The 22,793-nt window shown below is 50.3% G+C and carries 23 protein-coding genes; 17 read left to right on the top strand and 6 right to left on the bottom strand.

Annotation, left to right across the window (positions count from 1 at the left end):
- Positions 1 to 123 precede the first annotated feature (123 nt).
- From ABWW03_RS12900 to ABWW03_RS12850, 11 genes are all read left to right on the top strand, one after another.
- Positions 124 to 2,691, top strand: a complete 2,568-nt coding sequence (locus ABWW03_RS12900) for a VWA domain-containing protein (protein ID WP_353408744.1) — start codon at positions 124 to 126, stop codon at positions 2,689 to 2,691.
- Positions 2,692 to 2,840: 149 nt separating this feature from the next.
- Entirely contained in the window at positions 2,841 to 4,046 is a 1,206-nt protein-coding gene (locus ABWW03_RS12895) for a M48 family metallopeptidase (protein WP_353408743.1), read from the top strand.
- 42 nt (positions 4,047 to 4,088) lie between these two features.
- Positions 4,089 to 4,976 carry a methyltransferase domain-containing protein gene (locus ABWW03_RS12890; protein ID WP_353408742.1) on the top strand — a complete coding sequence of 296 codons (888 nt, stop codon included), beginning with the start codon at positions 4,089 to 4,091 and terminating at the stop codon, positions 4,974 to 4,976.
- Positions 4,977 to 5,084: 108 nt separating this feature from the next.
- Positions 5,085 to 5,462 carry a potassium channel family protein gene (locus ABWW03_RS12885; protein WP_353408741.1) on the top strand — a complete coding sequence of 126 codons (378 nt, stop codon included), beginning with the start codon at positions 5,085 to 5,087 and terminating at the stop codon, positions 5,460 to 5,462.
- 5 nt (positions 5,463 to 5,467) lie between these two features.
- Positions 5,468 to 6,181: a tRNA-uridine aminocarboxypropyltransferase gene (locus tag ABWW03_RS12880; RefSeq protein ID WP_353408740.1), complete on the top strand. Its 714-nt coding sequence runs from the start codon at positions 5,468 to 5,470 to the stop codon at positions 6,179 to 6,181.
- A gap of 17 nt (positions 6,182 to 6,198) precedes the next feature.
- Positions 6,199 to 6,657: a GNAT family N-acetyltransferase gene (locus ABWW03_RS12875; RefSeq protein WP_353408739.1), complete on the top strand. Its 459-nt coding sequence runs from the start codon at positions 6,199 to 6,201 to the stop codon at positions 6,655 to 6,657.
- A 132-nt stretch (positions 6,658 to 6,789) separates the two neighbouring features.
- Positions 6,790 to 7,377, top strand: coding sequence for a beta-lactamase hydrolase domain-containing protein (locus ABWW03_RS12870; RefSeq protein ID WP_353408738.1), 588 nt, complete (start codon positions 6,790 to 6,792; stop codon positions 7,375 to 7,377).
- 5 nt (positions 7,378 to 7,382) lie between these two features.
- Positions 7,383 to 7,679, top strand: a complete 297-nt coding sequence (locus tag ABWW03_RS12865) for an ArsR/SmtB family transcription factor (protein ID WP_208020257.1) — start codon at positions 7,383 to 7,385, stop codon at positions 7,677 to 7,679.
- Between the two features lie 324 nt (positions 7,680 to 8,003).
- Positions 8,004 to 8,849, top strand: a complete 846-nt coding sequence (locus tag ABWW03_RS12860) for an AAA family ATPase (protein ID WP_353408737.1) — start codon at positions 8,004 to 8,006, stop codon at positions 8,847 to 8,849.
- 52 nt (positions 8,850 to 8,901) lie between these two features.
- Complete coding sequence (locus ABWW03_RS12855; RefSeq protein WP_353408736.1) at positions 8,902 to 10,077, top strand: vWA domain-containing protein; 1,176 nt, start codon at positions 8,902 to 8,904, stop codon at positions 10,075 to 10,077.
- Positions 10,078 to 10,196: 119 nt separating this feature from the next.
- The gene (locus tag ABWW03_RS12850; protein WP_353408735.1) at positions 10,197 to 10,523 is read left to right on the top strand and encodes a TraR/DksA family transcriptional regulator; all 327 of its coding nucleotides are present in this window, start codon (positions 10,197 to 10,199) and stop codon (positions 10,521 to 10,523) included.
- A 23-nt stretch (positions 10,524 to 10,546) separates the two neighbouring features.
- Here ABWW03_RS12850 and ABWW03_RS12845 read toward each other — a convergent pair whose 3' ends face one another.
- From ABWW03_RS12845 to ABWW03_RS12835, 3 genes are all read right to left on the bottom strand, one after another.
- Positions 10,547 to 13,807, bottom strand: a complete 3,261-nt coding sequence (locus ABWW03_RS12845; protein WP_353408734.1) for a two-component regulator propeller domain-containing protein — start codon at positions 13,805 to 13,807, stop codon at positions 10,547 to 10,549.
- A gap of 173 nt (positions 13,808 to 13,980) precedes the next feature.
- Entirely contained in the window at positions 13,981 to 15,246 is a 1,266-nt protein-coding gene (locus ABWW03_RS12840) for an HlyC/CorC family transporter (RefSeq protein ID WP_353409046.1), read from the bottom strand.
- A 105-nt stretch (positions 15,247 to 15,351) separates the two neighbouring features.
- Positions 15,352 to 16,143, bottom strand: coding sequence for a cytochrome C assembly family protein (locus tag ABWW03_RS12835; protein ID WP_353408733.1), 792 nt, complete (start codon positions 16,141 to 16,143; stop codon positions 15,352 to 15,354).
- A 225-nt stretch (positions 16,144 to 16,368) separates the two neighbouring features.
- Between ABWW03_RS12835 and ffh the strand changes: the two genes are divergently transcribed.
- The 6 genes from ffh to ABWW03_RS12805 all read left to right on the top strand — a co-directional run bounded on the left by ffh (position 16,369) and on the right by ABWW03_RS12805 (position 21,044).
- A complete protein-coding gene (ffh, locus tag ABWW03_RS12830) occupies positions 16,369 to 17,793 on the top strand; it encodes a signal recognition particle protein (protein ID WP_353408732.1) in 1,425 nt (474 codons plus the stop codon).
- A 261-nt stretch (positions 17,794 to 18,054) separates the two neighbouring features.
- A complete protein-coding gene (gene rpsP / locus ABWW03_RS12825; RefSeq protein WP_353408731.1) occupies positions 18,055 to 18,300 on the top strand; it encodes a 30S ribosomal protein S16 in 246 nt (81 codons plus the stop codon).
- Positions 18,301 to 18,316: 16 nt separating this feature from the next.
- Positions 18,317 to 18,865: a ribosome maturation factor RimM gene (rimM, locus tag ABWW03_RS12820; RefSeq protein WP_353408730.1), complete on the top strand. Its 549-nt coding sequence runs from the start codon at positions 18,317 to 18,319 to the stop codon at positions 18,863 to 18,865.
- Positions 18,866 to 18,899: 34 nt separating this feature from the next.
- The gene (trmD, locus tag ABWW03_RS12815) at positions 18,900 to 19,658 is read left to right on the top strand and encodes a tRNA (guanosine(37)-N1)-methyltransferase TrmD (RefSeq protein WP_353408729.1); all 759 of its coding nucleotides are present in this window, start codon (positions 18,900 to 18,902) and stop codon (positions 19,656 to 19,658) included.
- Between the two features lie 47 nt (positions 19,659 to 19,705).
- Positions 19,706 to 20,056, top strand: a complete 351-nt coding sequence (gene rplS / locus ABWW03_RS12810; RefSeq protein WP_353408728.1) for a 50S ribosomal protein L19 — start codon at positions 19,706 to 19,708, stop codon at positions 20,054 to 20,056.
- Positions 20,057 to 20,258: 202 nt separating this feature from the next.
- On the top strand, positions 20,259 to 21,044 hold the full coding sequence (locus ABWW03_RS12805) for a thioesterase family protein (RefSeq protein ID WP_353408727.1): 786 nt from the start codon (positions 20,259 to 20,261) through the stop codon (positions 21,042 to 21,044).
- Positions 21,045 to 21,130: 86 nt separating this feature from the next.
- Here ABWW03_RS12805 and ABWW03_RS12800 read toward each other — a convergent pair whose 3' ends face one another.
- Genes ABWW03_RS12800 through ABWW03_RS12790 form a run of 3 tightly spaced genes read right to left on the bottom strand, consistent with a single transcriptional unit; the run spans position 21,131 to position 22,787 of the window.
- Positions 21,131 to 21,754, bottom strand: a complete 624-nt coding sequence (locus ABWW03_RS12800) for a peptidylprolyl isomerase (RefSeq protein WP_353408726.1) — start codon at positions 21,752 to 21,754, stop codon at positions 21,131 to 21,133.
- A gap of 4 nt (positions 21,755 to 21,758) precedes the next feature.
- Positions 21,759 to 22,454 carry a TIGR04211 family SH3 domain-containing protein gene (locus ABWW03_RS12795; RefSeq protein ID WP_353408725.1) on the bottom strand — a complete coding sequence of 232 codons (696 nt, stop codon included), beginning with the start codon at positions 22,452 to 22,454 and terminating at the stop codon, positions 21,759 to 21,761.
- Positions 22,455 to 22,487: 33 nt separating this feature from the next.
- Positions 22,488 to 22,787, bottom strand: coding sequence for a YciI family protein (locus ABWW03_RS12790; RefSeq protein WP_353408724.1), 300 nt, complete (start codon positions 22,785 to 22,787; stop codon positions 22,488 to 22,490).
- Positions 22,788 to 22,793: the final 6 nt, after the last annotated feature.

The raw sequence follows: 22,793 nt of genomic DNA, 5'->3' as shown, positions 1-22,793 counted from the left end.
TCTTCCCTTTGGCCGATAACTAAGCCGTATGGACCGAGCTCTGTGTCTCTTCAGGGCTTGATGGAGGTTCAGTTTGGTGGGCGGCGACAGGATTCGCTGCTGATACAGTGATGGGAGGGCAGAATGCCGCAGTATCGTCGATTACAGAAATCCAGTTTGCCACTACGGTTGTGGTTGGCCTTGCTTCTGGGGTTTGCTTCGTCTGCTTACGCGCAGTCGGATGAAGGCAGCCAGCCTGGCTCACTCACAAGCGGAGAAGCCCCACCGGAGAAGGTGACGCCAGCCGTGGCGGCTGGAGATTCATCACCTTCCAGCGCCCTGGCTAGCGAAAAAGCGGCTGATGTGCGCCTCTTGATTGATGTATCTGGCAGCATGAAAAGCAATGATCCCGCGAATCTGCGACAGCCCGCCATTGATCTGTTGGTCAAGCTCTTGCCGGAGGGGAGCAAAGCGGGGGTTTGGAGCTTTGGTCGGTACGTCAATATGCTGGTTCCCCATCAGCTTGTCGGTGATAGCTGGAAAGAAACCGCCAGTGATAAAGCGCAGGAAATCAATTCGACAGGATTGTTCACTAATATCGGCTTGGCCTTAGAAAAGGCAAGCTATGACCGGGAACAGGACCCGGGTAGTTTCGACCGACACTTGATTTTACTCACCGATGGCATGGTCGACATCGCCAAAAACCCGGACACGAATCAGCTGGAATGGCAACGCATCGCCAATGATCTATTGCCCCGTCTGCGCCTGGCTGGCTACAGTATTCACACCATTGCTTTGTCTGACAAAGCCGATCTCGAGCTTCTGCAACAATTGTCCCGCGAAACGGACGGTCACAGCGCGGTAGCGCACAGTGCTGATCAACTTATGCAGGCGTTTTTACAGGCGTTTGACAAGGCTGCACCGGCGGAACAGTTGCCGTTCGATGGTGAGAGTTTTTTGGTGGATTCTTCGGTAGAAGAATTTACCGCGTTGATTTTTTCAGCCGAACCCAAGCAGGCGACAACATTGATTGCACCTGATGGCAGCCGCTACAACGAAAAACGCCTGGACAGTTCAGTAAATTGGTTTGCCGGCGACGGTTATGATCTGGTAACGGTGCAGCATCCATTCGAAGGTGAATGGCAGGTCAATGCCAACGTGGCCGACAACAGCCGTATTACCGTCGTGAGCGATTTAAGCCTTAAAGTTAAGCCTTTACCGAATAATATCAGCCCGGGTGAAGTGATCGATTTATTGTTCAGTCTTCGCCAGGAAGGCAACACGATCAGCGATCCGGAATTTCTTTCTTTGCTGGACATTAACGCCCAACTGATTCAGCAGGGAGAAGGACGCAAACAATGGAATTACAAACTCTACGGTGCCGGAGACCCAACACCTGAACAAGGTGTGTTTCAGCATCAGCTCGAAGACTTGGATGCGCAGGGCCAGTACGTATTGCGCCTGGAAGTGGACGGCAAGAGTTTCCAGCGTTCTTTCAGTCACCGTTTTAACAGCCAGGCGGCTTTCCAGGCTAAGTTGATGGAAGGAGAAAGTGACGACGGTCAACAGGGGTACTGGTTAACGGTCAGTGGGGCCACCCAGGCCTTGAATTTGGAATCCACCACCGTTGAAGTGAACTTGATTGAACAAGACGGGAATCAACGCCCGTTCACGATGGAGCTCGGTGAACGTAATAATTGGGAATTATTTTTACCCACAATGGCTGACGGCTTATACCAGTTTGAAATGGTGGTAAGCGGAGAATACGCCACTGGAGAACATTTGCGTTATAACTTGCCGCCACTCAGTTTGGTGTTGAATGGCGATTCTCTGGTCATCAGCGATGAGCCGGTGGTTGCTAAGGCCGCGCCGGCAGTGGCAAATGATGACAGCGAAGCGTTGGATGAGGCGCCGACGGAGAAGGCGTCGTCCCATAACTGGTTGCTTTACGGCTTATTGGTTTTGGGAAATGTGCTGGTCATCGCGCTCATCTACATCGGGTATCGGGTGTTCATCATGGAAAAAACCGAAGAGGACGATGACGAAGAGGATGAAGATGAGTTCATCGATGTAAACGCTGTTGTGGATGACTCTGAATTGCCCGTGGAAGAAGCCATTGCGGAAGTAAAAGAAGCCATCACACCGAAGCCCGAGGAAGCGGTGGTCACAGAAGAGGCATCTGCCGAAGAGTCTCCGGTTGAAGAAGCCGAAGAGGCGCCGCCAGCCCCGGAAGACGTTCCTGAGGTTCAAGAAGCACCAGCCGAAGATAAAACGGTCGCGCCGGACAGTGTGGACAATGACATGGGCGATCCCGATGAGGCAAACATCGGCGATGATGTTCTGGCGATGGATGACATGGATGATGAGGACGCAGGTCTGGAGCCCCCGATTTTGGATCAGGCCGTGGAAGAACCTCCGGTTCTGGATCAGGCTGTTGAGGAACCACCGGCGGAGCCGGAGACCAAAGCCGCTCCCAACATTGATGAGGAAATCGATGCTTTATTGGAGCAAAGCAATCAGAGCTCTCAAGACGACGAAGATTGGGCCGCGGCATTGCAAGATGAATTGGACGATGCGGATGGGGTTGCCCAAGACGACCCCGCTGAAGAAGCCGCCGCCGATTTAAGTGAAAGCCTGGACTTGGCCGATGAAGCCGTTGCGGATGCTGATCTGGGTGAACTGGGTGGTAAGAAAAATGCCGATCAGGGCTGAATGAAAACTGAATAAACTACCCGCTCTGATGTTAAAAAAGCCCTTGTTTTCAAGGGCTTGTATGCGTTTAAATTCAAGCGTACAGTAGCTCTCTAAGAACTTGTCCAGCCCTGCGGTAGCAGGGCGCCCGTTACTACGAGAGTGCCTCCATGAATGCCGATCTGCTTCGTTCCAAACAGGATGTCCGCCTCAGCGAAATGTTGCTGAAAGATCCCACCGTCAGTGCCGTCAATGACTACATTGCCCGCAAAGAAGGCCAGGGGCCGCAAGGTACTCGCCGGCGCTTGTTGGCAACCTCCGTTCGACTGAGTAAAGCGATGGCACCGGGGCTGCATAAAATGGCTGAAGAGTGTATTGAGCGATTGGGTGTGAGCATTCCCGTTGAGCTTTATGCCTATTCGAGTCCGCAATTTAATGCCGCCTGTGTGAAGCCGGAAGAAGGCCGCCTGTTTATCATGTTCTCCTCGGCTTTGCTTGATGGCTTTGCCGAAGATGAATTGCGTTTCGTGATGGGACATGAGTTAGGGCACCATGTGTATGGCCATCACGACATCCCCATTGGTTATGTTCTCAAAGGGCAACAACCGGCATCACCTGATCTGGCCTTGAGTCTGACAAGCTGGTCGCGCTACGCTGAAATTTCCGCTGACCGTGCCGGGGCTTACTGTACTCAAAGTCTCGATGCGGTTGCTCGCTCTCTGTTTAAGTTGGCTTCGGGTGTCACCAGTTCCGTCGTACAGTTTCACTTGGCCGATTTTCTCAGCCAGGTAGATGAAATGCAGTTGGAAGACCAAGCGCCCGGTGCGGGTGCGCCGGTGCAGGATTGGTTTATGACCCATCCGTTCAGCCCTCTGCGTGTGAAAGCGCTGCAAATGTTCCATAACTCCAGCCTGATGAACGAGGGTGGTATCAGTGAAAATGATCTGGAGTTGGGTGTCGAAGGTTTGATGGCATTGATGGAGCCCAGTTATCTGGAGTCTAAAGCGGATGCCGCGATTGCAATGCGCCACTTCCTGTTTGCTGGCACATTGTTAATAGCGAATGCCAATGGCGATATTTCTGAGCAGGAAATTAACGTGTTTGAAGAGTTCTTTGGGAAATACAAATACAAAGAGAGTTTCAACATGGAGCGCCTGGCGGAAGATTTGCCGAAGCGAGCTGCGGCGGTGGTTGAACAAAACTCCATTCCTAAACGCATGCAATTGGTGCGCGATCTTTGCACGATGGCTCGAGCGGAAGGTCACGCCAAAGCGGCGGAAATTATCAAACTGAAAGAAATCTCCGAATTGCTTGAAGTGCCCGAATTTTTCGTTGATCAATTGTTGGCGGAAGAAGTGGATATCGCTTTATCTTGATATCGTCGCAGTGGTGTGTAGTGGCTTGGTGTTGAGAGGCCTATGTCGAAGGTGGAAGGGGACCGTAATTTTGACGATCTGGTCGAACATTTTTCCGGCAAAATATACGGTCGCCATGGCCAACAGGGGGCGGTTCAAAAGGGCCGTCTTCGACACGCCATTATTCGCCGCGATTTAAAAACATGTATTCCCGGTTTATATCCATCGGGTGATAAGCCGGAGGCAGTCAGGGCCTTAGAGATTCTCGATGTCGGTGCCGGTCTGGGTCAGTGGGTTGTTGAACTCGCAGGGCAAGGGCATCACCTCAACTACAATGATGTTTCTGAGAAGATGAGCGAACAGGCGAGAACGACTGCCTGTGAGCAGTTATCGCCCGATTACGTCGAGAAACATACCCAATGGTTCTCCCAGCCTTATCAGTCATTGTCTGAACATATTGCTCCCGAGAGTCAGGACTTGATTCTATGTCATGCAGTAATTGAATGGCTGCAGCATCCCGAGCCCTTATTTTCAATGCTATACGACTGGCTAAAGCCGGGCGCCTACCTTTCTTTTTGTCATTACAATCCGGCGGGAAAGCGGCTGCGTAATTTGATTTTTGGAAATTTCAAGGCCGTTGAAAAAGAGCACCGTGGTGAGCGTCCTGATCACAGCGCGACTCGCGGGGGGTTAACCCCCAGCAATCCAAGCAGTATTCAGGATATTGATCGCTGGTGGCAGGCCTCGGGGTTTGAGTGTCGACAGCAATCTGCAATTCGCGTGTTTTCTGACTATACACTTGAGAAAAGAGGCGGTTTATCGTCTCCTGAGGCTGTCTTTGAGATGGAAATAGCCATGAGTCAGGACCCCAATTTTATACACAGTGCCCGTTATCGCCACGTGGTTTTGCAAAAGCCATTCCGTTCTTGGTTCGAAATGGACCACTTCTGATTTCTGAGTGGTGGGGAATATCTGCTAAACTTGCAGGATTGCTTAACGTGAGTCAGAGCCTTGCTATCGTTTATTACCGTTAATTGTTTGACTGTTGCCTTGGTGGTGATGATTCACTACGAAATTCTCAGGGCGCTCTCTCGACTGCTGCCTATGTTGCGCATTATCCATCGTTACCGAATTGCGATGGGGGTTCTTGGTGCCTTGGTTGCGCACGCCATAGAAATCTGGATCTTCGCCGCGGTTTACTACTGGATGATCCAGGATCCAGCTTGGGGCAGTTTCCAAGGCGCTTTCAATAACAGCTTTATGGATTGCGTGTATTTTTCGTTTACGAGTTATACGACCCTGGGTTTTGGTGATATTGAACCCAGGGGAATGGTGCGTTATCTCACGGGGATCGAATCCTTAACCGGACTGGTGCTGGTTACCTGGAGCGCATCGTTTCTGTTTTACGAAATGCAAAAATACTGGGAGCAGGATTAGTTGGAATGCTTGACCGTCCCTTAAAGGCACCCCTGGTCTTGTCTGAAGACGAATCGCGCTGTCGCTTTTGTCGTTTGCGCAAAATGGCCTGCTTTTGTGAGCGCTGGCCAAAACTAAACAGTGATTTGAAGCTGAACATCATTGCGCACCGCGAAGAATTAAAAAAAGACAGTAATACTGCGCTCTTGCTGTGGAAGGCCCTACCGAACAGTGCGATGCAGATTTGGCAAAGAACGGAAGCGATCTTTCATTCCGATAGATTGATTGAGCCTACTCAGGATTGTTTGCCTGTGCTCCTGTGGCCCGCTCGTCTGGCTGATACTTATCGCGGTGAGCCTGGCTGCGCGCACCCCATGCTTACGAAGACTCAATTGTCCGGGCGCTCGTTTGTCCTGTTGGATGGCAGCTGGCAGCAAGCTCGGAAAATGTATCGGCAATCGAACACGCTGCAGCATTTGCCCTGCTATGAGTTGCAAGCCGATGATGCGTTCCCGTTAAACACATTTAAATTGCGCCGCAATCAACAAGCTGAGGGTTTTTGCTCTGCTCAGGCGATTGCCTTATTGCTATGGCAGCTTAAGGAAAAACAAGTCGCCCGTGACTTATTGCAGGCCTATGATGCATTCAGCGAGCACGTATTGGCCAGCCGCAGTAACCATCGCCCACGCCATATTGATTCTCTCGATATTGATGCCTTTGATGTTGGTCAAGCGAACTGAACGCAGGGGGTTATCTTATGACCTTTAAGGAATGTGACAGCATTGAATGTGTTCTGATGGATACGCTGAGCTTGCCTCTGGTTAATCGCTTTTATAAGCGTTGCCGGTATCCGGCGAAAGCGGGCCGTGGTGAGCGGGTCTATTGTTTGCGTCAAGAGGGACATATTGTTGCGGCCGTAAAGTTGATGCCGAAATCCTTTGATCAGGAGGACTGGTTATTCCTGCGAGCCATGTGTGTGTTGCCTGAATTACAGGGCCAGGGATTGGGCAAACGATTTCTCGAGGCTTTAGGCGCGAGTTTCGACCGGCCGGTCTACTGTTACCCCTTTGATCATCTGAAGGCGTTTTATGGTCATGCCGGCTTTGAATGTCCCGCGCCGAATGACACTATTCCGAAAGCCATTCGGGAGGGCCAGCAGCGCCTTCTCCAGCAAGGGCGTAAGGTTTTGCTGATGAGCCGTAAGGGCACCGAATAAACCCTCCTTCTACGTATCACATGCCATTTTGGGATTTGACTCTAGGAAAAATACTACTTATATAATTAGATTCTGCTAATATAAAGCTGTTTGGCCGAGTCGGCTTATGTAAACAGATGAGAGGGCAGTGTTATGTTGTTAGGTATGTCGCAGTTATTTTCAGGTGTCGTCAGCGTTAGGCGGTTGACCGTTGTGGTGCTCAGTATGGTTTCCGTCCTGCTTGCCGCTTGCGGGGGGAGCCAAGGTCAGAAGTTGGCATCAGAGCAAGAAGCGGTGTTTCAAGCGGCTGTGCAGCCTTCAGACATCGCGGGTTTTCAACAACTGGGGCCGATTTATGCGGGAGGTTTACCCAGCCGTGAACAACTGAAACGCTTTGCGGCCAAGGGCGTTGCAACCGTTATTGATTTTCGTAAGCCCAGTGAAGGTCTGATTCAGGAGCAGGAAGCCCTGTCGGCACTTGGAGTGAATTACGTCAATATCCCCTTGGGCAGAGAGCTGGCATCTCCAGAGGCCCAGGAAAAGTTTGCCCAAGTTTTTGCAGCAGCCAAGGGTGAAAAGGTATTATTGCACTGCCGCTCCGGAAATCGTGTTGGTATGGTGTGGTCTTTGTACCAGATCAGTAATGGCGTCGACGCAGAGCTTGCCATAGAGCAGGGACGAGCCATGGGGATGAAGTCCGGTTTTGAAAAAGCGGTAAGAGCATCAATTACAAAAGAATAGAACATATGATGGATCTCTCAGCAATGCAGGACAATGCCCGTGAGGCATCGTCTTTCTTAAAAAGCTTGGCGAACGAAAAGCGTTTGCTGATCTTGTGTACTCTAGCGGATAAAGAATTGTCGGTGAGCGAACTGAACGCGCACATCGACATTAGCCAGTCAGCGCTCTCTCAGCACCTTGCGTGGCTGAGAGAGGCCAAGCTTGTGGCTACTCGCCGTGAGGCTCAGACCATTTATTATCGCCTTGAAGGCGAAAAGGCACTGAAAGTGATTGGGGTGTTGAAAGAGATCTTCTGCCCCTAGGCAATAGATCCTTTTCAGGCTGCGTTAACATGGTCGCTCCGGGCCATGCCCCTCTACATTCCCAATAAACGACATCGATTTACAGCTTACTCTTCACGTTAATCTCTATTTTTGTTGATTTAGGCGTCTTCCGAGTTTCGCACCTTTCTGCGATATCGGCGTGTTTTATGGCATTTTTCCTTCTACTCCCTGATTTATGGGCGATTCTGCCTTGGCGCTTTTCACCAAAGCCATGATGTTTTTTGCCACTGCGGGGCTTTTATAGCCTGTGTTAGTATCTGCCAGCAATGAATCGACACAGTTATGCCCCTTGGGAGTGAAAGTATGAGTTTTACAGGTACCGATAAATACGTTGCCACCGATGATTTACGCATGGCAGTCAATGCGGCAGTGACCCTGGAGCGCCCGCTCCTGATCAAGGGTGAGCCGGGTACCGGCAAAACCATGTTGGCGGAAGAGGTTGCCGGGTCTTTGGGCATGCGCCTGATTCAGTGGCATATCAAGTCGACCACGAAAGCCCAGCAGGGCTTGTATGAATACGATGCGGTTTCCCGTTTGCGTGATTCACAGTTGGGTGATGACAAAGTCCACGACATTAAGAACTACATCAAAAAGGGGAAACTCTGGGAAGCCTTCGAAGCAGATGAGCAAGTTGTATTGCTGATCGATGAAATCGATAAGGCGGATATTGAATTCCCGAACGATTTGCTGGTTGAGATCGATAAAATGGAATTCTTCGTCTATGAAACTGGTGAAACCATTAAGGCGAAAAAGCGCCCGATCGTAATTATTACCAGTAACAATGAAAAAGAGCTTCCCGATGCATTCCTGCGTCGCTGTTTCTTCCACTACATCAATTTCCCGGATCGCGATACGATGATGCAAATCATTGATGTTCACTATCCAAGTATCAAAAGCGATCTTGTGAACGAAGCGCTGGATATTTTCTTCGATGTGCGCAAAGTGCCAGGTTTGAAGAAAAAACCTTCGACGTCAGAGCTGATTGATTGGTTGAAACTGTTGTTGGCCGATGATATCCCTGATGAAGTGTTGAAAAACCGCGATGCCAGCAAAGCCATTCCGCCATTGTATGGTGCCTTGCTTAAGAACGAGCAGGATGTCCACATGTTGGAACGCCTGGCCTTTATGGTGCGCCGTGAGAGCCGCTAATAGCGGCTTTTTCACGAACAACGCCAAACATTAATGCCAAAAGGTTGCATGCATGCTGGTTAACTTTTTTTATGGCTTGCGCAATGCCAATGTGCCAGTCTCGATTAAGGAATTATTGGTTCTGCTGGAGGCGATGGAAAAACATCTGGCCTTTGGTAGCATCGACGATTTCTATCTCCTGTCGCGCACTTGTCTGATTAAAGACGAAAAACACTTTGATAAGTTTGATCGAGCTTTCGGGGCGTACTTTAAAGACCTGGATGGCCTTGACGATATTATTGAAGCTCTGATCCCGGAAGATTGGTTACGTTCGGAATTCATTAAAAACCTTTCCGAGGAAGAGAAAGCCCAAATCGAATCTCTCGGTGGTCTTGAAAAGCTTATTGAAGAATTTAAAAAGCGCCTTGAAGAACAGAAAAAACGCCATGAAGGCGGAAATAAATGGATTGGAACCGGCGGTACCTCACCTTTTGGCCACAGTGGGTATAACCCCGAAGGTATTCGGGTGGGAGGCGAAAGCCGCAATAAGCGCGCAACCAAGGTTTGGGAAAAACGCGAGTTTAAAAACCTGGACGATGAAGTAGAACTCGGCACGCGTAACATCAAGATGGCTCTGCGCAAACTGCGTAAGTTTGCTCGTCAGGGCGCCGAAGATGAGCTTGATCTAGACGATACCATTCGCTCAACTGCTCGCAATGCGGGCCTTCTCGACATCAAAATGGTGCCGGAACGCCACAACGCTGTGAAGGTTTTGCTGTTCTTCGATGTGGGCGGTTCAATGGATCCCTATGTTCGTTTGTGCGAAGAACTGTTCTCGGCCTGTAAGACTGAATTCAAGCACATGGAGTATTTCTACTTCCACAACTTCATCTACGATGCGGTATGGAAAGATAATATGCGCCGCAATTCGGAAACAACGTCTTTGTTTGATGTTCTGCACACCTACAGCAGCGACTATAAGGTCATTTTTATTGGTGATGCATCTATGGCGCCTTATGAAGTGACCAGCCAGTACGGCAGTGTTGAGTACATGAACGAAGAGGCGGGCTATGTGTGGATGAACCGTCTTACGGAAACTTTCGACAAGGTGATTTGGTTGAATCCCACGGCGAAGAAATATTGGCGGTACACTCAGACCATCGATATGATCAAGGATCTGGTTGATGGCCATATGTACCCACTGACTTTGGAAGGCCTGGACGAAGGCATCAAATTCCTCACCAAGTAAGTTTTCCGGGCGCCTGCCATTGGCGCCTGTCTTTCTGATTTATATCAAAATCTCGATCTTTGCTATGCTTTAGTCTTGTTTTCATGAATATTGAAACAAGGCAGCCGAGGATTGAGATTATGTCTCTAGAGCAAATTCGAGATCAGCTACTGGCCCGGCAGGCAGAATTGGAAGGCCGTTTAGCCAGAGTGGAAGAGCATGTCAGCCACCGGAATGACCCTCTGTCTGCGGACTTCGCAGAGCAAGCCGTAGAGCGAGAAAACGATGAGGTATTAGAGGCGATTGGTTGTGAAGTCAGCAATGAGCTGGCGCAAATCAAACAATCGTTGCGCCGAATCGAAGCTGGGAGCTATGGCCACTGTGAGCGCTGTGGTGAAGACATTGCCATCGAACGTTTGAATATCGTTCCCTATACCGCCTATTGCATTCGTTGCGCGGTGGGTTGACCCAATCTCTTAAACGCGTGGCGCTATGCCTGTAAAGGTATTAACAGCTCGAAGCGGCAACCTTGTTCTTGATTCTGGCAGCTGATTTCTCCTTTCAGCTGCTGGCTGCTGTTGTTGAATGCAGCGTGCAGGCCCAGTCCAACATGATTGGCGTTTGCTGCGACAAAAGGGTCAAATACCTTTTCGATTAATTCAGGCTCGATGCCTCGACCGTTGTCACTGATACGAATTCGTAGTTGTTCGTCGCTTGCCTCATAAGTGATGTGAATGGCGGCATTTTCCTGCTCAGTGTCAAAGGCGTGTTCCAGGGCGTTTTGAATCAGCTCCTTTAACACGTGAAAGAGACTGATTTCACGGCAGTGCAATTGAAAGTCTTCCGGGCCATCAATAAACAGTTTGATTTTTCGTTCGATAAACTGGCCTTGTAACTGTGACAAAACCTTTTCCAGAACCTCATGCAACACTATCTGACGTGGCTCTTCTTCGTGCTCGTCGCCGGCCAACAGTTTGAAATTGCTGATTAGCTGATTGAGTCGCTGCAGGTTTTTCTGCATCAGTTTTTCAGCGCCGCTGAGTTTGCGCGCCAGTTGCTCGCGGCTGCTTATCTCGCTGTCGCTCATTGCATTCAGGCTTTGCTGACTGCAATCACTGATAACTGATGAAGCCATGCTCACTACACCAAGCGGGGTATTCAGTTCGTGGGCCATGCCGCGAACCAGTCGACCCAGAGAGGCGTGTTTTTCGCTGGCCACCAGTTGAGCCTGGGTACGCTGTAAGGTATCAAGAGACTCGCTCAATTCCTGGGTACGCTGATCCACTACTTGTTCCAACACTCGGCGGCGATGTTCAAGGTGGCGTAATCTGAGGTAAAACAGCACATACAGAAAGCCAAGACTCAGAGCAGCGGCGGTGATTCGAAAGATCAGCGTTTCGTACCAGGCCGGCGCGATACTGACGGGGATGCTGAGTTGTTCTGGACTCCATTCACCTAAGCGGTTGCTGGCGCGTACCTGAAGTTCGTAGTCTCCCGGGTTCAGGTTGGTGTAGGTGGCAATTCGTCGGGCGGAATCCGTATGCGTCCAGTTTTCGTCATAGCCTAATAGGCGATAGGCATACATGATGCGATGTGGGTCAGAATAATCCAATGCGGAAAAGCTCACTGAAAAACCATGATTGTTCGGGGCAAGCGATAGCGCATTTCCGGGATGCATTAATGCTTTACCGTCAATATCGATTCGATCAATGATCAATGGAGGTTGGTAATCCCAGGTCTTGAACTGGGCCGGTTTAATAATGCTAATGCCATTGGCACCACCAAAAATATAGCTGCCTTTACGAGTTTTGGTCGAAGCCATAGGGCGACGAATGCGGTGATAAACCCCATCGGCGTGGCTTAGAAATTGGGTTTTTCCGGATTTGAAATCGAAGACAAAATTTGCTCCCCAATAACGGCCATCCGGTCCAGGATAGGCCTCGACATTATTGAAGGTATCGCCGGGGATCTTCTGGCTCTGAATCGAGATAAGTTCAGGGTTCAGGCTTAGGCGGAACCAGGATGACTGGCTGACTAGGATAACCTCATCGTCATTTACGCGATGCAAAGCGAGGATGCGATTGCTTTGCAAATGTTCAGCCAGAGCATTGTCGAGTGTCACTCTGTGTAAACGGTCTCCGCCTTGGGGTAAATAGAACAGGGCGCCAGGACCTCCGAGCCAAAGATCGCCATTACTCATATAGGCTTTGTAATAAAGCGCCGCAGTTTTTGAAAACTCACTGTCTCGAATGGTGACCAAGCGATTGTCTTTTTCAACAAAACGATTGATGCCTCGGCGGGTGACGACGAGCACATCACCGCTGGCTTCAGGAAAGAGCCGGAAGATTTTATTGGAGAACAGGCCATCTTTGGTCGTGAAGCGTTCCAATGTTTTGTCGGCCAAACTGCTGTCTTTGATGCGGTACAATCCGCTATTGAGCCCGCCAAGCCAAATGCTGCCGTCAACGCTTTGGGTAATCGCTTTTACCGTCCCTTCCTGCAAAGCGGCTGCTTCACCAATGGCCGGCAGGATGCGATCCACTTTGCCCTCATTGGGGTCGAAAATGTCGATACCTTTCCCGTAAGTTGAAAACCACAGTAGGCCACTTCGGTCTTCAAAGATGGCATAGATGTCGTTGTGGCTGAGGCTTTTGGGGTCGCCAGGCGAGTGTGCCAGACTGCGGGAAAAATAGTTGGCGATATTGATTCGGCTTAAGCCTTTGCCCAATGTGGAAATCCACAATAGGCCGGAGCGATCCAGTAAAAACGCACCGGCATTGTCGCTGTCGAAACTGGCTTCGCTGCTTTCACTGTGACGATGCGAACCGATTAGTTGGCCACTGGCCGCATCAAAAATTTGAATGCCGCTGCGAGCAGTACTGATCCATATTTCTCCACTGGGCAGTTGGATGATGTCTTTTACCCAGTCGTCGGTCGCAAGCTTTTCGATCTGGCCGGACAACGTTCGACGGTAGGCACCTTTACCAAAGGTGCCAAACCAGAAAGCGCCGTCCCGGCTTTGAAAAATTTTTGTGAGGGTTTGTTGGCTGAGGTCCGTGTCGTTGTTATCTCGGAACATGGCTTCGATGCCTGTCCCATCGGCTTTAAGGCGGTCGACACCCGCGGTGCTGCCAAACCACAGTCGACCATTGTTATCCAGTAATAGAGCGCTGATGACGGTTGCGCTCAGGCCATCGTCTTCTGAGGTGAAAGCCTGTTGCTTGCCGACGATTAAATGATAGCGAAACAGTCCTTGGCTGGTGGCGAGCCAGGCTTCTTGTCCGTTCAGTGGAATAATGCGGTTGATAGAGGGAGAGCTGTTCTGTTGTTCGGCTTTGATGTCGTATTGTGTGAAACTACGATTTCTAGGTTCCAGTACGTACAGGCCCGAAGCCGCTGTACCCACCCAGATTTTGCCCAGTGGGCCTACGGAAATTTTTCTGACCCAATGATTGGGAAATTGCTCGGCCTTGTCGTTGAAGTAGGGCGCCGGAATAACCTGATAGCCATCAAATTGATAAAGGCCTTCGTAGGTGGCGATCCATATCAATCCATCTTGGCCCTGGGCCAGATCGGTAATTGTTGGGAGATCGTAATTCCCCTGCAATACGGTTTCGAAGTAGGGGGCGCCCAAATCAAATATATCGGCTGTGCGACTCTGGCTACTGATGCTGTATGTACACAGCAGCAGGCAGATCATCACTCTGCTGATTCGGGGCACAAGAATATTAGCGAGATACTGTAAAGACAAAACCCTGACCGAGACCGTTAACCGCGTTGTGACTGCAAGCTTCTCATCCCTGTGAGCTTTCGTTTTGCTAAATCCGCTGTGGACCTCATCATGGGCCCATCGAGGCGGGTGGCTTTGCTAGCAATTGTAGCAGCAGATGCAGTAGTCGTTGGCGGATTTAGACGTAAATTCCTTTATTTTCGGCGCACCTTGGCGACTTCAATCATATTGTTACTGATTTTTGAAGTTTCGAATTGAAATCTGTCCAGGCTGAACCCCATGTGACCGGCAGGAATGGATTCGATGTGTTCCAGAATTAAACCGTTCAGGGTTTTTGGGCCATCCATGGGAAGTTCCCAGCCCAGTTGCTTGTTGATGTCTCGAATGGATGTGCCCCCTTCAATGGCGAACCAGCCGTCGTTCAAAGGGCTGATTTCCTGCTGATCTTCTTCGGCGAGATTGGTGGTGAAATCGCCCACAATTTCTTCGAGCAGGTCTTCCAGCGTCACAATGCCTTGAACATCACCGTATTCATCGACGGCAATGGCGATGCGACGTTTTTCTTTTTGAAAATTTAACAGCTGAGTGTGAAGGGGGGTTGATTCGGGTACAAAATAGGGTTCCCGTGCAAAGCGTTTAATTGCTTCGTGGGTGATGGTTTCATCGCCGCCGTAAATGAACTTAGCGGCATTACGCAAATGCATGACGCCGATGATGTTATTGATGTCCCCTTGGTAAACGGGCAATCGGGTATAGGCACTGCTGCGAATCTGCTCCATCAATGTGGGAACATCTTCTTCGATGTCCAGGCCGATCACTTCGTTGCGAGGTACCATGATATCCTCGACCGTTGCCTTTTCCAGGTCGAGAATGTTCAGGAGCATACCCTGGTGTTGGTCGGGAATCAGGTCTCCGGCTTCATCTACCGCTGTGCGCAGTTCTTCGGGACGCAGCAGTTCATTGTTTTCGCTGTCCTTGGGGTTGATCCCAATCAGGCGAGCCAGTCCGTTGGAAACACCGTTGACCAACCACACCGCCGGTATCAGCAGAAATAAAAGTGGCCTCAAAATAATACTGGCAGGGAAGGCGATTTTCTCAGGGTAGAGTGCTGCAATGGTTTTCGGGGTTACCTCTGAGAAAATCAGAATCACCAGTGTTAGCAACAGGCCGCCGACAAAGGCACCGGTGGCTCCGTACAGGGCGGTGCCAATGATACTGGTAATAGAGGCGGCCGCGATGTTCACCAGATTGTTGCCAATCAGGATCACACCTATGAGTCGGTCGGGGCGCCGCAGGAGTTTGGAGACGCGTTTGGCGCCTTTGTGACCATTGTTGCTGAGATGGCGAAGGCGGTAGCGATTAAGCGCCATCATGCCGGTTTCTGAGCTGGAAAAAAAAGCGGAAAGCAGAACCAAAACAGCCAAAGCTATCAAAAGCAGGTCTATGGGGATCTCGTTCAAGAAGGGATTAACCTGAGTCACTATTATTGCTTGCAATAGTGAAGCAGACCTTGCTCGGAATCAAGCGAGAAATGCCGGATTCTGTTGCGGTTTAGGGTGAGTGCTTTACAGAATCAGCTCAAGGACCAATTTGCTGCCAAAATACGCCAGCATCAGCGCGATAAAGCCCCCCAGGGTAAAGCGAATTGCGGTGTTTCCACGCCAACCTTTGAGGTGTCGTCCAAACAACAAAGTGGCGTAGATCAGCCAAGAGGCGGTCGAGAAGAATATTTTGTGGGCCATAGGTTGCTCGGGGTCAATGGCCACAAACAATGTGCCGGTCAAAATCGAAATGCTGAGAAGGGCAAAGCCGACCCACAACAGTTCAAAAAGAAGCGCTTCCATCGTTTGCAGGGGCGGCAGCAGGCGGACCATGCCACCGATATGCTTGTTGCGCAGTTGGTGATTTTGATAGGCCAGCAACAGAGCTTGCATGGTGGCAATCGTCAACAGGCTGTAAGCCAGTAAAGACAGCAAAATGTGAATGCTGGTGCCGGTGTTCAATTGCAGGCTTTGTTCGCTGCTGTTAAAAATTAATGTGCAGGCGATGGCGATTACGCTCATTGGGCTGACCAGCAGCAACACATTGAGGGTTGGCTTACGCAGGCTGCTCAACAAAATAATGACATTAATGAGCCACACCAGCAGCGAAGGTACTTTAAAGAAGCTGAGTGAAACGTCGCCGCCGTTGATAAATTGAAAAACCAGTCCGGCACCATGAAAGAGCAGTGCCGGAATAAGCAGGGCGCGAAGATGGCTGGGTTTTGCAGCGTGTTGATGCCTGATTTCCCCGAGGATAAAGCCAAAGATGGCTAGATAGCAGGCTATCGCGAGGATCAAACTGGCGGTGGTGAGCATCAACACAGATTCCTTGGGTTTGGCATATGGGGACGCGTAAGTTAAGCCGCTAAGTGTGTCATAAGGTGGGCTTAATGAGAAGTTTTATCACTGATTTTCAGAGCTTACTCAAGGCTTTGGGCTCTGCTATACTGCTGGCCTTTTGTGTTCGCCGTTCGCGGCGCCCGGTCAATGTTTAACCCATAGGCGGTATGCACGCCTTTATGTTGGAGTTGCAACAGCACCATGTTCGACAATTTAAGTGATCGTCTTTCCCATTCGCTCAAGAGTATTACGGGCAAGGCACGTCTCACCGATGACAATATCAAAAGTACCTTGCGAGAGGTGCGTAAGGCCTTGCTTGAGGCCGATGTAGCCTTACCCGTAGTAAAGTCGTTTGTGGATCGCGTGCGCTCCAAGGCGATTGGCTCCCAGGTTGCTAAATCCCTTAATCCAGGGCAGCAGTTCCTGAAGATTGTTGAAACCGAGCTGATTGACGTGATGGGGGCGGCAAACGAGTCCCTCAATTTGGCGGCTCAGCCACCTGCGGTTGTGTTGATGGCAGGTCTGCAGGGGGCGGGTAAAACGACGTCGGTCGCCAAACTGGCGCGCTTCCTGCGTGAGCGTGAGAAGAAAAAAGTTTTGGTGGTCAGTGCGGATATCTATCGCCCGGCCGCGATTCAGCAGCTGGAGACTTTGGCCGCGGAGGTTGATGTTGAGTTCTTCCCGTCGACGACTGAACAGAAGCCAGTGGACATTGCTAATGCGGCGATTGAGCATGCCAAGAAGCAGTTTATCGATGTTGTCATTGTTGATACCGCAGGCCGCCTGCATATCGATGATACGTTGATGGGCGAAATTCAGGGTCTGCATGCCGCGATTAATCCGATTGAAACCCTGTTCGTCATTGATGCCATGATTGGTCAGGATGCGGTGAATACTGCAAAGGCCTTTAATGATGCATTGCCCTTAACTGGTGTGATTCTGACCAAGGCTGACGGTGATGCCCGTGGTGGTGCGGCCTTGTCTGTGCGCCAGGTAACCGGCAAACCGATCAAGTTTATTGGTGTGGGCGAAAAAGTCGATGCGCTAGAGCCGTTCCACCCTGACCGTATCGCCAGCCGTATTCTCGGTATGGGTGACGTGATGTCGCTGATCGAGCAGGCTGAGCAGAAGATTGATAAGGCCAAAGCCGAAAAGCTGGTTAAGAAGGTTCAGAAGGGGCAGAAGTTCGACCTTGAAGATCTGAAAGAACAGTTCCAGCAAATGAAGAATATGGGAGGCATGGGGTCCATGTTGGACAAGCTTCCAGGCATGGGCAATGTCTCTCAAATGGTGGATGAAAACGCCATGGGCAAGCAGTTTGGCCAAATGGAAGCCATCATCAACTCCATGACACCTGCAGAGCGTCGTAACCCTGAGCTGTTGAACGGATCTCGCAAGCGCCGGATCATTGCGGGTTCTGGTACCCAGATGCAGGATCTCAATCGTCTGCTGAAACAGCACAAGCAGATGGCCAAGATGATGAAAAAGATGAAGGGCGGAGGCATGGCCAAGATGATGCGTGGCCTCGGCGGAATGATGGGCGGCGGTGGCGGTATGCCGCCTGGTGGAATGCCTCCGGGGGGGATGCCCCCAGGTGGTGGATTGCCACCTGGCTTTGGCCGCTAAGCTGTTTCTGAGAAGGGGTGCCACAGGCGCCCCTTTTTATTTGCCTGTGGCCCTGGGTGTTTCGCTTCGGCGCTTAAGTCCGCTTGCCTGGGCAAGGCCTCATGCGACAGTCTCTTTCCAGAGTGCCTGAATACAGGCTTTCCTTAAAGTCTCTCTTCCAGTATAATGCCGCGCCTTCTTCGGGCTATAAAGGCTTGGGGAAGTGAGACTATTTGTTCATGCCGTGAGGCAGCACATTGTAAATATAGTAGGAAGACTTACATGGTAAGCATTCGATTAGCCCGTGGTGGCTCTAAAAAACGTCCTTTTTATCACTTGACCGTAACCGATTCACGTAACCCACGTGACGGTCGTTTCCTTGAGCGCGTTGGTTTTTTCAACCCTGTTGCTCGCGGTCAGGAAGAGCGTCTGCGTGTAGACGCTGAGCGTATCGAGTACTGGGTAGGCCAAGGCGCCCAGGTTTCCGATCGCGTTCGCAAGTTGCTGAAAGAATCAGCGGCGGCCTAAGGCCTGTTTAAGTCCCATGAGTAACTCGTCGTCAAATTTGGTTACCGTTGGGCGCATTACGGGTGTTTTTGGCATCAAGGGTTGGGTGAAAGTCCACTCTGATACCGAACCTCGTGAAAATATTTTTGAGTACTCCCCTTGGTGGCTGAAGACGCGCCATGGGGTAAAACCGGTAGAAATTGATGAAGCCAAGCCCCACGGCAATGGTCTCATCGTCCATATTAAGGGCGTTGATGACCGTACCCTGGCGGAAGGCTATACCAAAGTGGACATCGCTGTTGAGCGTGACCAGTTACCGGATTTGGAAGACGGAGAGTATTACTGGCATCAGCTGGTAGGACTCAAGGTTATTAGTGAGCATGGTGGTACGCCACAATTGCTCGGAAAGGTGCAAAAACTGATGGCGACTGGCGCAAATGATGTGTTGGTGGTCAAAGGTGATAAAGCTGAACTTGGCAGCCTGGACAATAAAGAACGTCTGGTGCCTTATGTTCCAGGTCAGTTTGTCACCTCGGTGGATTTGCCGGCTGGAGAGATTCGGGTTGATTGGGATCCGGAGTTTTAACAGCAGTCGCCGTGTGTAAGCTCAGGAGGCAGGTATGCGCATTGCCGTAGTCACTTTGTTTCCGGAAATGTTCGACGCAGTAAGCCGTTATGGTGTATCGGGTCGAGCTTGTGAGCAGGGTGTCTTGGATTTACGTTGTTTTAATCCAAGAAACCACACCAGTGACCGGCATCAAACTGTCGATGATAGGCCTTATGGTGGCGGGCCTGGGATGTTGATGATGATTCAACCTCTCAGCGATGCTATTAACGAGGCTCGACAGTGGGCTGAGGCTGATGGCATGCCAGCCAAGGTGGTGTATTTATCACCTCAAGGCAAGGTGTTCGATCAATCGGCCGCTCAGAGTTTTGCTGCACCTGAGACGGGTAATTTGGTGTTGTTAGCTGGACGCTACGAGGGTGTCGACGAGCGATTGATTCAGGCCCAGGTGGATGCTGAATGGTCGATTGGCGATTACGTCTTAAGCGGCGGCGAGCTGGCTGCCATGGTGATGCTGGACGCGATAACGCGTTTATTGCCAGGTGCTTTGGGGCATCAGCAATCAGCGGAGCAGGATTCTTTCAGTGATGGTTTGCTGGATTGTCCACACTATACACGACCGGAAGTGTTTCAAGGTGAAGTGGTTCCTGCGGTTTTATTATCGGGTAACCATGAAAAAATACGCCAATGGCGGCTCAAGCAATCATTAGGCAGAACCTGGCAGCGACGGCCAGATTTGTTGGAAAAATTATCGTTGAACGAGGAGCAGCAGGCGCTGCTAGCCGAATTTAAGGCGGATCTCGAAACAAGTTAATCTCGCTGTGAAGCGACAAATACAGACTGACTTTTGAGGAGTCAATCATGAGCAACAAAATTATTCAGGAATTGGATAACGAGCAGTTGAAAAAAGATGTACCTGAGTTTTCTCCAGGTGACACTATCGTTGTTCAGGTAAAGGTAAAAGAAGGTAACCGTGAGCGTTTGCAGGCCTTTGAAGGCGTTGTAATCGGTAAGCGTAACCGTGGTGTGAACTCTGCGTTTACTGTTCGCAAGATTTCTCACGGTGTTGGTGTTGAGCGTACCTTCCAGTTGCATTCCCCACTGGTAGACAGCATTGCTGTTAAGCGTCGTGGTGATGTGCGTCAAGCCAAGTTGTACTACTTGCGCAACCTGACGGGTAAAGCGGCTCGTATTAAAGAGAAGCTTAACTAAGTCGCGTCAGCGTTTAGTGAAAAAGCCGGCTAATGCCGGCTTTTTTGTGTCTGTTATTCTTTCCTTCGATTTGTCTCTTTTCACCGGACATTTATCCTTTTTCAGTCCGTGAGCGCTAAAATGCTCAGTGCTTTTAGCGAATTTGTCAGTGGGTTACCTCCTGGGACATGCTATTTTGCAAATAGATATGAGTGGAGTCATTATGAGCCTATTTTCCCAAGATACTCAGCTGGAAGAACGTTCTGAAGGTCTGTACCGAGCCCAAGTGTCCAGCAATTGGTCGATCATGTCGGCCCCAAACGGCGGATATTTAATGGCGTTACTGGGTGAGGCTATGAGTCGTTACGCGAACCTTGCCGTGCCCGTTCAGGTGACGGTGAACTACAGTGCGAAAACCCAGGAAAATGCGCCACTGGATATTGAGGTGCAGCGTTTTGCACAGAGCCGCCAGTTTGATCGCTTGCAGGCTACTGCGCGCCAGGGGGATCGAATTGTTTTGCAGGCTTTTGGGACTTTCATGGCTGACTACGAGCAAGAGGTGAATTGCCAAGAGAGGCTGCTGAACCTGGCGCCCAAAGAGGTGTGTAAAACCCGCGCGGGAATGCCGGGTTTAACTGTTTTTGATCAAGTTGAGATGCGAATTGATCCCGCCACGGCGGGCTGGACCAAAGGCAATACCGCCGACGTGTCAGAGATTTATGGCTGGATGCGCATTCCGTCGCTGAGCGAATGGAGTCCAACATCCTTGATGATGGCCTGTGATACTTGCCCGCCATCAATTTTTGTCAGTCACGGGGCCTTGGGTTGGGTGCCGACGATTGAAATGAGTGTGCATATTAAACATATGCCTAAGAGCGAATGGTTAAAAGCGCGCTTCCACAGCAAATATCTTGGTAAAACGCTGTTGCAGGAAGATGGGGAGCTATGGGACGAAGATGATAATCTGGTCGCAGTGTCTCGTCAGTTAGCGCAGTTTATTCCCGCATAATCTGGGGTATTGAGATATGCCTGGTGTGAGAATGGTTGGGTGGCGATAAAAGGCGAGTCGCAATGACTCGCCTGATCGGGCATTGATTAGCGCGTGGCTGCGCACTTGGTGTTGTAGATTTTCTGATCTTTCACGCGTTTAACTTTAATGATTTGCACCATTTGATTGGGCGCGTCCACAAATTGGCCGGAGTGTTGGCCTCGACGCAGTTCAGAGATTGCTTCGGCAATACGAATGCCTTTGATCACCCGGCCAAATACTGTGTAGCCTTCATTGTTCCCGATGTCCAAATGCTTGTTGTTATTGACGTTGATGTAAAACTGAGAGGAAGCCGAATCCGGGTCATCTCCCAGTCGAGCCATAGCAACGGTTCCGCAGCGATTGCTTAAACCATTTGCCGATTCATTTTTAATGGGCTCGTCAGTTTCCTTTTTGGAAAAATCAAAACCAAAGCCGCCAGTTTGAATCATAAAGCGCGGCAATACACGATGAAAAATCAAACCATCGTAAAAATGACGATCCACATACTTTAGAAAATTTTCTACCGCGATAGGAGACTTCTCTGGATAAAGTTCCAGGTAAATATCTCCCATGGATGTCTGAATTTTGACTTGAGGGCGCTTTTCACTCCAGCTGTTTGTGCTGAACAGTAGGGTGATAAACATCGTGATCAACACAATTTTCAGGGAATGGTTTTTGTTTTTACTCATTGAATTAACCCCATTCTGAACGGCGGCGACGTGGGCGGATGGCAGGGACAAGCAAAGTGATCACCACGCCGAGAAAAACGGCACCAGCACCGTAGACAAACCAGGTTTGGCTGTCTTCATTCTTCAGGCGTTCATTTTCTGCACGAGCGACATCCAGCTCAGTTTGTAACAGTTGGTGATCTTTGGCCAGTTGCTGGTAGTTGTTGTTCAAATCAATGGCATTGGCTGAAATTTGTTTGATTTGGTTGAGCTCGCTGCTCAGTGCGTTGGAACCTTGCTCAGAATTGCTGAGTTGTTTTTTCAGGCTTTCATTTTCGGCGCTCAGTTGTTTGAGTTTGTCGGCCGCTTCCTGATAGCGTTCACTGCTTCGCTGGGCCTTTTTAGCCGCATCTTCGAGCTTAAGTGCGGCAATGGGTTCTTCCAGTAAATATTGATTGGGCAGCCAGCCGGTACTGCCATCGGGCAGTCTGACTTGGCTCCAGTTTTCCTGGGTTTCGATCACGCTCAAACGCGTGCCGGATTTGAGGCCGCGGTGCAAAATGGTGTGTTGGTTGCTGGGGCCTTTACGCATCGGGACATACAAAACGTCAGAAATCCAGCGGGTTTGCTGTGCGAAGCTCGGCGCGCTCAGTAAGCTGGCCATCAAGGCGCCGCTAATAATACCGGTTTTAAAAACATTGATTTTTAGGGTCTTGCTCATAACTCTGTCACTGTAGTATGGACTGCCTGAAAATTAGGGCAGTACTTTCTTATAGGGTTTTACAACAACCTTGGCGTATACGCCTGCGCTGACATAAGGGTCTTCGTCGGCCCATGCTTGGGCGGAGGAAAGGTTTTCAAATTCAGCCACAACCAAACTGCCAGTGAAGCCGGCGTCGCCGGGATGCTCACTGTCGACGGCGGGGTGGGGGCCAGCTATTAATAAGCGACCCGCTTCATTTAATTGTTCAAGGCGAGCCAGGTGGTCGGGACGTGCCGCGAGCCTTTTTTCCAAGCTGTTGGGAATATCTTCACTCATTATCGCGTAATACATAGGATT

This window comes from Pseudoteredinibacter isoporae (assembly GCF_040372805.1).
In the GTDB taxonomy this organism is placed as follows: Bacteria; Pseudomonadota; Gammaproteobacteria; order Pseudomonadales; family Cellvibrionaceae; genus Pseudoteredinibacter; species Pseudoteredinibacter isoporae_A.
The sequence above is the reverse complement of the archived record's forward strand: the minus strand, read 5'-3'. Positions and strand labels throughout refer to the sequence as shown.

Bases quoted from the DNA above. Each gene is read 5' to 3' on its own strand.
- ABWW03_RS12890 (WP_353408742.1), top strand. From the start codon at position 4,089: ATGTCGAAGGTGGAAGGGGACCGTAATTTTGACGATCTGGTCGAACAT.
- ABWW03_RS12850 (WP_353408735.1), top strand. From the start codon at position 10,197: ATGTCTCTAGAGCAAATTCGAGATCAGCTACTGGCCCGGCAGGCAGAA.
- ffh (WP_353408732.1), top strand. From the start codon at position 16,369: ATGTTCGACAATTTAAGTGATCGTCTTTCCCATTCGCTCAAGAGTATT.
- ABWW03_RS12885 (WP_353408741.1), top strand. From the start codon at position 5,085: ATGATTCACTACGAAATTCTCAGGGCGCTCTCTCGACTGCTGCCTATG.
- rimM (WP_353408730.1), top strand. From the start codon at position 18,317: ATGAGTAACTCGTCGTCAAATTTGGTTACCGTTGGGCGCATTACGGGT.
- ABWW03_RS12795 (WP_353408725.1), bottom strand. From the start codon at position 22,454: ATGAGCAAGACCCTAAAAATCAATGTTTTTAAAACCGGTATTATTAGC.
- ABWW03_RS12855 (WP_353408736.1), top strand. From the start codon at position 8,902: ATGCTGGTTAACTTTTTTTATGGCTTGCGCAATGCCAATGTGCCAGTC.
- ABWW03_RS12805 (WP_353408727.1), top strand. From the start codon at position 20,259: ATGAGCCTATTTTCCCAAGATACTCAGCTGGAAGAACGTTCTGAAGGT.
- ABWW03_RS12800 (WP_353408726.1), bottom strand. From the start codon at position 21,754: ATGAGTAAAAACAAAAACCATTCCCTGAAAATTGTGTTGATCACGATG.
- ABWW03_RS12835 (WP_353408733.1), bottom strand. From the start codon at position 16,143: ATGCTCACCACCGCCAGTTTGATCCTCGCGATAGCCTGCTATCTAGCC.
- ABWW03_RS12900 (WP_353408744.1), top strand. From the start codon at position 124: ATGCCGCAGTATCGTCGATTACAGAAATCCAGTTTGCCACTACGGTTG.
- ABWW03_RS12880 (WP_353408740.1), top strand. From the start codon at position 5,468: ATGCTTGACCGTCCCTTAAAGGCACCCCTGGTCTTGTCTGAAGACGAA.
- rplS (WP_353408728.1), top strand. From the start codon at position 19,706: ATGAGCAACAAAATTATTCAGGAATTGGATAACGAGCAGTTGAAAAAA.
- trmD (WP_353408729.1), top strand. From the start codon at position 18,900: ATGCGCATTGCCGTAGTCACTTTGTTTCCGGAAATGTTCGACGCAGTA.
- ABWW03_RS12870 (WP_353408738.1), top strand. From the start codon at position 6,790: ATGTTGTTAGGTATGTCGCAGTTATTTTCAGGTGTCGTCAGCGTTAGG.
- ABWW03_RS12895 (WP_353408743.1), top strand. From the start codon at position 2,841: ATGAATGCCGATCTGCTTCGTTCCAAACAGGATGTCCGCCTCAGCGAA.
- ABWW03_RS12790 (WP_353408724.1), bottom strand. From the start codon at position 22,787: ATGTATTACGCGATAATGAGTGAAGATATTCCCAACAGCTTGGAAAAA.
- ABWW03_RS12865 (WP_208020257.1), top strand. From the start codon at position 7,383: ATGATGGATCTCTCAGCAATGCAGGACAATGCCCGTGAGGCATCGTCT.
- ABWW03_RS12875 (WP_353408739.1), top strand. From the start codon at position 6,199: ATGACCTTTAAGGAATGTGACAGCATTGAATGTGTTCTGATGGATACG.
- ABWW03_RS12860 (WP_353408737.1), top strand. From the start codon at position 8,004: ATGAGTTTTACAGGTACCGATAAATACGTTGCCACCGATGATTTACGC.
- rpsP (WP_353408731.1), top strand. From the start codon at position 18,055: ATGGTAAGCATTCGATTAGCCCGTGGTGGCTCTAAAAAACGTCCTTTT.